5 protein-coding genes and 1 tRNA gene are annotated in these 8,201 nt (G+C 62.6%); 3 read left to right on the forward strand and 3 right to left on the reverse strand.

Features of this window, described 5'->3' with window-relative positions; all coding sequences use genetic code 11:
- Together IH881_19490 and IH881_19495 are read right to left on the reverse strand one after the other, a co-directional pair.
- Positions 1–358: LON peptidase substrate-binding domain-containing protein (locus IH881_19490; GenBank protein MCH7869886.1), on the reverse strand; the 358-nt coding region annotated here is incomplete at its 3' end.
- A gap of 182 nt (positions 359–540) precedes the next feature.
- Positions 541–627: transfer RNA gene (locus IH881_19495), tRNA-Leu, on the reverse strand.
- Between the two features lie 101 nt (positions 628–728).
- Between IH881_19495 and IH881_19500 the strand changes: the two genes are divergently transcribed.
- The gene (locus IH881_19500) at positions 729–2,981 is read left to right on the forward strand and encodes a VacB/RNase II family 3'-5' exoribonuclease (GenBank protein ID MCH7869887.1); all 2,253 of its coding nucleotides are present in this window, start codon (positions 729–731) and stop codon (positions 2,979–2,981) included.
- Here IH881_19500 and IH881_19505 read toward each other — a convergent pair.
- The gene (locus IH881_19505; GenBank protein MCH7869888.1) at positions 2,941–4,947 is read right to left on the reverse strand and encodes an ABC-F family ATP-binding cassette domain-containing protein; all 2,007 of its coding nucleotides are present in this window, start codon (positions 4,945–4,947) and stop codon (positions 2,941–2,943) included. The genes IH881_19500 and IH881_19505 overlap by 41 nt on opposite strands.
- A gap of 229 nt (positions 4,948–5,176) precedes the next feature.
- Here IH881_19505 and IH881_19510 point away from each other — a divergent pair, with 229 nt between their 5' ends.
- The gene (locus tag IH881_19510) at positions 5,177–5,671 is read left to right on the forward strand and encodes an Rrf2 family transcriptional regulator (protein ID MCH7869889.1); all 495 of its coding nucleotides are present in this window, start codon (positions 5,177–5,179) and stop codon (positions 5,669–5,671) included.
- Positions 5,672–5,902: 231 nt separating this feature from the next.
- On the forward strand, positions 5,903–7,990 hold the full coding sequence (locus IH881_19515; protein ID MCH7869890.1) for an ATP-binding domain-containing protein: 2,088 nt from the start codon (positions 5,903–5,905) through the stop codon (positions 7,988–7,990).
- The last annotated feature ends 211 nt before the right edge of the window (positions 7,991–8,201 follow it).

Consider the following 8,201-nt stretch of genomic DNA (forward strand, 5'->3'; position numbering starts at 1 on the left):
CGACCAACGCTTGTTTGCCCTCACCCCGGGCATCGATGATGCGGAGCACCCGGACAATCGTGCCGACGGGGTGAAGTTCATCGAGGCTGGGTTCCTGGGCTCCGGAGTCGCGTTGGGTCGCGAGTAAGATGAATCCGTTGTGCCCAGCGTGGGACAGGGCGGCGAGAGATTTGCGGCGTCCTATCGCGAGGGGCACCGTGACGCCCGGGTACACCACTACATCGCGCACCGGAATCAGCGGAAGCACGCCGGGGACAGTGAAGATCTCATCGCCCGGGCCACGGATTTCATGTTCGCGGCTGGCATCGGTCTCGCTGGAGTCGTCGGGCGGCTGCCCTGGATCGTGTTCGTCGCTCACGCTGGCTCCCTCCGGATCGCAACCCTATGCACCCCTGCGCCGGGGTCAAGGGCCTTGTCGGGGCAATCTCGACCTAAATTGCTGACATCGCGGGCGGGAGCGCTCGGAGGCGGGGCCGTCCCGAGGTACTGGTTTGTAGAGAACCTCGAAGAAAGCCTGAAAGTGAACTTAGAGAAGCTGGATGGTGCCCGGGACTGGAGTCGAACCAGCACGTCCTTGCGAACACTAGAACCTGAATCTAGCGCGTCTACCAATTCCGCCACCCGGGCAAGGGCGACCGAGGCTAGGATCCCGGCGCATCGACGTCAATGAACGTCGTCAGGCGAATTTATTTCCAGGTCCGGATTCAAGTCGAGCGCGTGGGGGTGGGATGACGTTCGAGAAGATCGAACCGGGACAGATCCTCGAAGTGCTCCGGGGATTCCGGCAATCGGTAGTGACCCCCAAGGCGATCCTCGCACGGTTCACAAGTCGGGGGCGACGCTTCAAGGGAGCTCGCAAGGTCGTTCTCGGGATTCTTCGCCAACTCGTTGCCTCGGGTCAGATCGAGCAGGTGGTTGGTGGTTACCGCCTCGCGCGTCGGGACGGGCTGCGCGAAGGCGTGGTCGAGAGCACTTCGGGCCCGTTGCACGGAATCGTGGTCGACGACGGCCGCCGCGCCTGGGCGCTGCAGTCCGAGACGCCAATCAAGTCCGGCCAACGGATCTTGTTCGCTCCCCTCGAAGGATCCAGTGACGCTGCCTGCGCGCTCGAGGAAGTTCGCGAGGCACCTGGAGAGTGGGTCGGCGTTTTGCGCGCGGCACGCGGCGAGTCATTTGTGGTGCCATTCAAGGACAAGGCGCGCTGGCGAGTCGGCGTCGCGCGCGGGGATCTCGCCGGAGCGGAGATCGGTGAGGTCGTGGTGGTCGTTCCATTGTCGTCCGCTCGGGGAACGGTACGCGGCAAGCGCGCTGCGCTCCGGGGGCGGGTGTCCGAACGTTTGGGGCGACCGGGCGATCCCGAGGCAGACTTTCGCGCCGTGGCCTGGAATCACAAGCTGAGGCTCGACTTTCCAAAGGACGTTGAATCCGAAGTCGCGGCCCTCCCTGAAGCACTCGATCCCGACGAATTGAAGCGTCGTGTGGATCTTCGCCAGCAAGCGTTTCTCACCATCGACCCGGCCAGTGCCCGGGATCACGACGACGCCCTGTGCGTAGAGCAGGTGGGTGAGCAACTGCGACTGTGGGTGGCGATTGCCGATGTTTCGCATTACGTGACGGCCGGCTCGGCCCTCGATCGCGAAGCGCTGCAGCGGGGCAACAGCGTTTACTTTCCCGATCGCGTGATTCCGATGTTGCCCGAGCGCATCTCGGCAGACCTGTGTTCGCTTCGGGCCAATTGCGATCGCTTCGTGATTGCCGTCGAGATGCGCGTCGACAGCGATGGCCGGGTGTTGCGCTCGAGCGCGTATCCCGCCGTGATTCGTTCCCGGGCCGGGCTTTCGTACGAGCAGGCCGCGCGGCTGATGGAGCCGGAACCGGACGATCCGGAAACGACCCCGCGCGAGATTGCCGACCAGGTTCGTTTGCTCGCGCGCCTCGAAACACGATTGTCGAGGCGTCGATTCGAAAACGGTTCGATCGACTTCTCGCTATCCGAAAGTGAGATCGAACTCGATGAGATGGGTCGTCCGGAGCGAATCGTCCGGCGCGATCGAACCCGAGCCCATCGCGCCGTGGAAGAGGCGATGTTGTTGGCGAATCAGGTGATCGCGGAGCGCCTTTCGAAGGCGGCGATCGGGTGTGTCTATCGGATTCACGAAGCGCCGGAGGAGGCGGATCTGCAGGATCTCCAGCGGGAGTTGCAAGGCTTCGGGCTGCTCGGCGCCGATGCTCCCCGGCACCTCGAGTCAAAACAAATACATCAGGCCCTGCGTCGTGCAGAGGGTCGTCCGGAAGAGCGGCTGATCAACATGACCGCCGTTCGCGCGATGAAGCAAGCGCGCTACGCGGTCGACAACCATGGCCACTTCGCGCTCGGGTTCGCATCCTATCTGCACTTCACATCGCCCATTCGCCGCTACGCAGATCTCGTGGTGCACCGGTCGCTCGTGCATTGGTTCGAACTCGGCACGGCCCCGCCCGATCCACTGCTCGATGCCCCGCTCCGGTTGGCTGCAGTCGCAAAGCGAATCTCGTATCGCGAGCGAGTTGCCGTGAGCGCTGAGCGCGACATGGTCGATCTCAAAAAGTGTGCGTTCATGTCGAAGTTTGTCGGTGATTCTTTTGCGGGCATCATCTCGGGCACGACCGCCCACGGTCTCTACGTGACCCTCGACGAGCACGATGTAGACGGCCTGGTGCCGAGCGCGAGCCTGGGTTTCGGTCTCGTTCTCGACGAGCGCGGGCATGCGTTGATCGCTCGGCGCAGCGGTGCCCGCTACCAGCTCGGGGATGCGATTCAGGTGCGGGTCGAAGAGGTCAATCTGCTGCGGGGCTGGATTCGTTTCGCACCCGAGTCGGGAGATGCGGCCCCACCCACCCGCGAGCGGCGGCCCCGGCCAAAGCATCAGAGCAAGAGCGTGAGCAGAAAGCGCAAACCCGTCAAGCGAGGCCGTCGGCGAGGGCCGAAAGCTCGTCGCTGAGACGTTCCCAATCGCGGTATTGCTCTTCGATCAGCTGTTGGACCGCGACGCGTTCCGCCTGGAGTTCTTGCAGTTGCGTCGCGTCGCTCGCGATCTTTGGGTCCCCGAGTTTCCAACCCAGCGCTTCGAGGCTGCGTTCTTCTTGTTCGATCAGTTTTTCGATGCGCTGAATTTTCCGCTGAACCTTGTCGTGTGCCTTGCGACGCTCTCGCTGGGCGGTCCGCTCGGCTTTGCTGAGCTTGGGAGCTGGCTTTGTTTTCGGAGCCGCCTCCGTGGCAGGGGCGGGTAGCTTGCGCGGGGGCTCTGCAGACACTGAATCCGCCACCGCCCCGCGGCCCTGCCGTCGTTCGAGAGCGCTCTTCTTCGCCATGAAATCGTCGTAGTTTCCGATGTACTCGGTCAGTACTCCGTAGTTGACCTCGACGACACGAGTGGCCAGGACATTGATGAAGGCTCGGTCGTGGGAGACAAAAACCAGGGTTCCGGCAAAGCTGGCGAGCGCCTGCTCCAACACCTCACACGACGCGATGTCGAGGTGGTTGGTGGGTTCGTCGAGCACCAGCAGATTGGCCGGGCGCAGCAGCATCTTGGCCAGCGCGACTCGCGCTTTTTCTCCGCCCGAGAGGACCGAGATTTTTTTGTCGACGTCGTCACCACTGAAGAGGAAACCTCCGAGATGGCCTCGTAGCCTCGGAAAATCCTCCGAGGGTGCATCGCGTTCGAGTTCTTCCAGCACCGTGAGTTCGGAGTGCAGGGCCTCGAGTTGGTGCTGTGCAAAAAACGCGACTTCGACGTTATGCCCCGGGATGCGTTCGCCCGCCTCGAAATCGAGCGTGCCCGCCACGATCCGCAGCAGCGTCGATTTGCCCGCGCCGTTGGGACCCGCGAGGGCGATCTTGTCCCCGCGAAGAATCTGGAAATCGATCCCCTCGTAGACCTTCTTCTCGTCGTAGCTCTTGTGGATATCGGTCAGGTTTATCACGGTCCGACCCGCTCGCGGCGGGTCCGGGATCTTCATCCGCATGCGTCGCTTGGCATCCGGCGCAAGTTCGATGCGATCAATCTTGGACAGCGCTTTGACCCTGCTTTGCGCCTGCTTGGCCTTGCTCGCCTTGGCTCGGAAACGCTCGACGAAACGTTCCATCTGCGCGATCTCGCGGTCCTGGTTCAGCTTGCGGGCGAGCAGGTGCTCGCGGATTTCTTCGCGCAATTCCAGATACCGGTCGAAGTTGCCCTCGTAGACGGTAAAGCGCCCGGTTCCGTCGACTTCGGCAATACGGGTCGCGTGTTTGCGCAAAAACGTTCGATCGTGGGAGACCACGACCACCGCACCTTCGAAGGCGACGATGGTCTCTTCGAACCACGCGATCGCGGGCAGGTCGAGGTGATTGGTCGGTTCGTCGAGCAGCAACACGTCGGGATCGGACAAGAATAGTTTCGCGAGTTCTACCCGCATCAACCAACCACCGCTGAAACTGCTGAGAGGCCGACCGCGTGCTTCGTCGTCGAAGCCCAGGCCGGCGAGTACGGCGGCGATGCGAGATTCACGCTCATAGCCCCCGCCGTGGGTGAATTGCGAGCTGACGCTGTCATAGCGCTCGGCGATGGCACTCGGAATTTCTTGATGGTGTTCGCCGAGGCTGGACATCTGCTGCTCGAGGTCCCGCATTTCCAACTCGAGTTCGTCGAGGCGCGCCAGTGCTGTCGCCGCCTCCTGCTGCACGCTGTGCGAAAGACCCGGGTTGATCTCCTGCCGGATCATGCCGATGCGGACGCCCCGGGACTTGATCACCTCGCCGTGGTCGCACGGCTCGTCACCGGCCACCATGCGCAGCAGCGTCGACTTCCCCGCGCCATTGGGTCCGACGAGTCCCACTCGATCCCCGGGGTTCAGGCCCAGACTCGCATGCTCGAAAAGCGTGCGTCCTCCAATTTGTCGGGCGAGATCGTTGAGTCGAATCAGCACGGGCGGTGATCTTCCTGGGTCGTCGTTTTGGGCAGCGCGCAGTTGCAAGTGGAGGCGAAGTCGAACCGTTGGGGTTGCGCAGATCGGGTTTGGTGGTGCGGGTATCGGTTGGATACCGCCCGGGCGAGAGCCGCGCGCCGCGTACCCTAGCAGCCAGAACGGCGAAGTTCGAAAAACGAGCCAGCGGACCGCGAGAATTGCCGACTGGCAGCCGGAACCCTGCTCTTGCATGATTCGCAATTCGATGCGTCCACTTTCTTCGCAGATTCGATACGCCATTTCCGGAATCTTTGATCTCGCTTACAACGCGGACTTGAAGCCGGTGCAGCTGCGCGTCATCGGGGAACGGCAAAATATTCCCGCCCGCTATCTGGAGCAGATCTTTCAGCGCTTGCGTCGAGCGGGACTGGTGCAGGGCAAGCGGGGACCGGGCGGGGGCTACACCCTGCTGCGGGGTACCGCCGAAATTACACTACGCGACGTCGTCGAAGCGGTCGAAGGCCCGATCGAAGCCGGGGGGCGCGCTACCCCGCCGCCCGCGGTCGGACCCGACGGGCCCGATGAGGCTGCCAACGACGCCTGCGCGCCAGATTTTCTCTGGAGCGTCCTCGCGGAGCGCTTTGCCTCGGTCCTCGCTGAAACCACGATCGAAGACCTGTGCCAGGAATCGGCCCGACGCGGGGTGCGTCGAGCGAGCGCGGAGCACCTCACGTACCAAATCTGAACCCCGCGCCAAATCTCGGCGCCCTGCGTCCACCCTCTACTGCGCGCGATTTGGCCCAGATCGAAAGGGTGTGGGGGTTCGAGAAGTGCGTAAACTGTCGGGCTTCCGAATTTGACGCTCGAGACCGCCGATCAAGTGAGGCAAACCGCGAGTCGATAGGTTTGGGTTGGCGAATCAGGGCAAAATTTCGAAACGTGCCGGAGTGACGAGTTGGAAGAGCTGGAGACGTCGTTGAACGATCCAATTGTGGACGAAGAGTGCCGACTGCTCGAGCGAGTGCAGGCCGCTCTGGCCAATCTCCCCGAGGTGCGCACGGCATCCCATGCGCCGCTGGTCCGCGAACTGGAACGCCTGCGGGAGGTGATGATCTCGGGCGATGAAGCGAAGGATTCGTCCGCGCTGCTCGAGCAATATCACCATCAGTCCGCGGTACTCGAACAGCTGCAACGGGCGGGCCCGCCGGCCAAAGTGGATCCGGACTCTCCGTATTTTGGTCATCTGCGCCTGCGGGAGGGCGATGCGATTCGGGACCTGTGTCTGGGCAAGGCCACTTGTCTCGCCAAAGGGGTGCGGATCGTGGATTGGCGGGACGCACCGATCTCGCGGATTTTCTATCGCTACGCCCAGGGAGAAGACTTCGACGAGGAGATCGCCGGACGCGAACGTATCGGCGAGGTATTGGTGCGGCGCATGCTGCGGATTCGAGGGGGCGAACTTCAGCGCGTCCAAGCACCGGAGGGAGACTTTGCCCTGGACCCCGAGCAACCGGGGCGCTGGTTGCGGCGGGGAATCGAAGCGCCTCGCTTGTCCGGCGCTGCGGTCGATGCACTGCATACCCACGAACCGGGCGCCGCCGCAGATCGCCGCCTGGGAAGCGACACCTCCGGGCGCACGCAGCAGGTCGATAAGCACCTTCCCGAAATCACCGGTCTAATCGATCCGAGCCAGTTCGACCTGATTACGCGACCGTCAGCTGGGTTTCTGGTGATTCGCGGAAGTGCGGGGTCTGGCAAAACGACCGTGGCGCTGCATCGAGTGGCCTACCTCGCATACGACGATCCACGGATCGATGGACGCGACACCCTGGTGGTGATGTTCTCCAAGGCACTGCGCAACTACGTGGAACACGTGCTGCCTTCCCTCGGACTGAACCGGGTGCGAATCGTGACCTATCCGGAATGGGTGAACGAGGAACGCAAACGGCACTTTCCCAGGTTGCCGGGCAGGGCGAGAGAAGACGCTCCTGCCATCGCGCAGCGCATCAAGTTACATCCAATTCTGGCTGCGGCCCTCGAAACCCAGGTGGAACGGGTGCCCGGAATCCGCCGCTGGGAACAGGCGCTCGACGACTGGGCCAGCGTACTCACCCTGGCGCCCCTGTTACGTGAAACCATCGAACGCGTTGCACCCGGCGCCTTTAGCGATCAGGAAGTGGACAAGTTCGTCGAGTGGAATCGCGACCGCGTCGACGAGATCTATTCCTATCTGGCGGGGGAAGAGGAAACCGGGGCGGCGCTCGACGCAGAAGACGACGCAGTGTTGATGCGGGCATGGCAACTGCGGGTCGGACCGTTGCTCTCGAAGGGCAAGCGACCCCTGCGCTTTCGCCATGTGGTCCTCGACGAGGTGCAGGACTTCTCGCCGCTCGAAGTTCAAGTGTTGCTCGGATGTCTCGGTAACGATCCCAGTATCACCTTGGCGGGTGACACCCAGCAGCACGTGATGCAGAACAGCGGCTTTACCTCATGGTCGGAGTTCTTTCGCTATCTCGGAGTCGAAGGCGCGGAGGTCGACACCCTCCGGATCAGTTATCGCTCCTCCCAGGAGATTGTTGAGTTTGCCTACTCGCTGCTCGGGAGTCTGCAAGAGGACGAAGAGCAGCCTCAAGCGACGCGATCGGGCCCCCCGGTCGAACTCTTTCAATTCGGACACCGTGGAGAGTCTGTCGCCTTCCTGGCCGATGCCCTGCGCGACCTGCGACGAGAACAACCTCTGGCCAGCGTCGCAGTACTGACCCCATCGGTCGAATCCAGCCGCAACTACTTCGAAGGTCTCGAACAGTGCGAGATTCCGGGCCTTCGCCACATCACCGACCAGGATTTCTCCTTCACAGCAGGCGTCGAAGTAACCGAGATCGAACAGGTGAAGGGCCTGGAGTTCGACTACGTCGTGCTTGTGGATGTCGATGCCGGTAACTACCGCGACGTGCCTTCGGCGCGTCGGCTGCTGCACGTAGGCGCTACCCGGGCGATTCATCAGTTGTGGCTGCTGGCAGTGGGGCCGCCTTCGCCGATTATTGCGGGGTTGAGTGAGGGGTAGGGGGGCGTGGCTCGGGGGGCATTGGTCGCTCGAACTTGGTCGCCCGTTGGGCGCTTAGGGAAAAGGGCCGGTCTGGCTGAGCGGACGGGCTGGGGGAGAGGTTTTAGCCAGGTATTGCGGAGAGGTCGATTAGACCGCGTCTGCGCCAGCCTTTGCTGAGCAGCCAGCTCAACGCCTTGGCGACTCCTACATCTTCCTGGATGGATATTTT

It is taken from the genome of Myxococcales bacterium (assembly GCA_022563535.1).
In the GTDB taxonomy this organism is placed as follows: Bacteria; Myxococcota_A; UBA9160; order UBA9160; family UBA4427; genus DUBZ01.

What these genes read in the sequence shown, in the direction of transcription:
- IH881_19510 (MCH7869889.1), top strand. Translation starts at nt 5,177, where the DNA reads ATGATTCGCAATTCGATGCGTCCACTTTCTTCGCAGATTCGATACGCC.
- IH881_19500 (MCH7869887.1), top strand. Translation starts at nt 729, where the DNA reads ATGACGTTCGAGAAGATCGAACCGGGACAGATCCTCGAAGTGCTCCGG.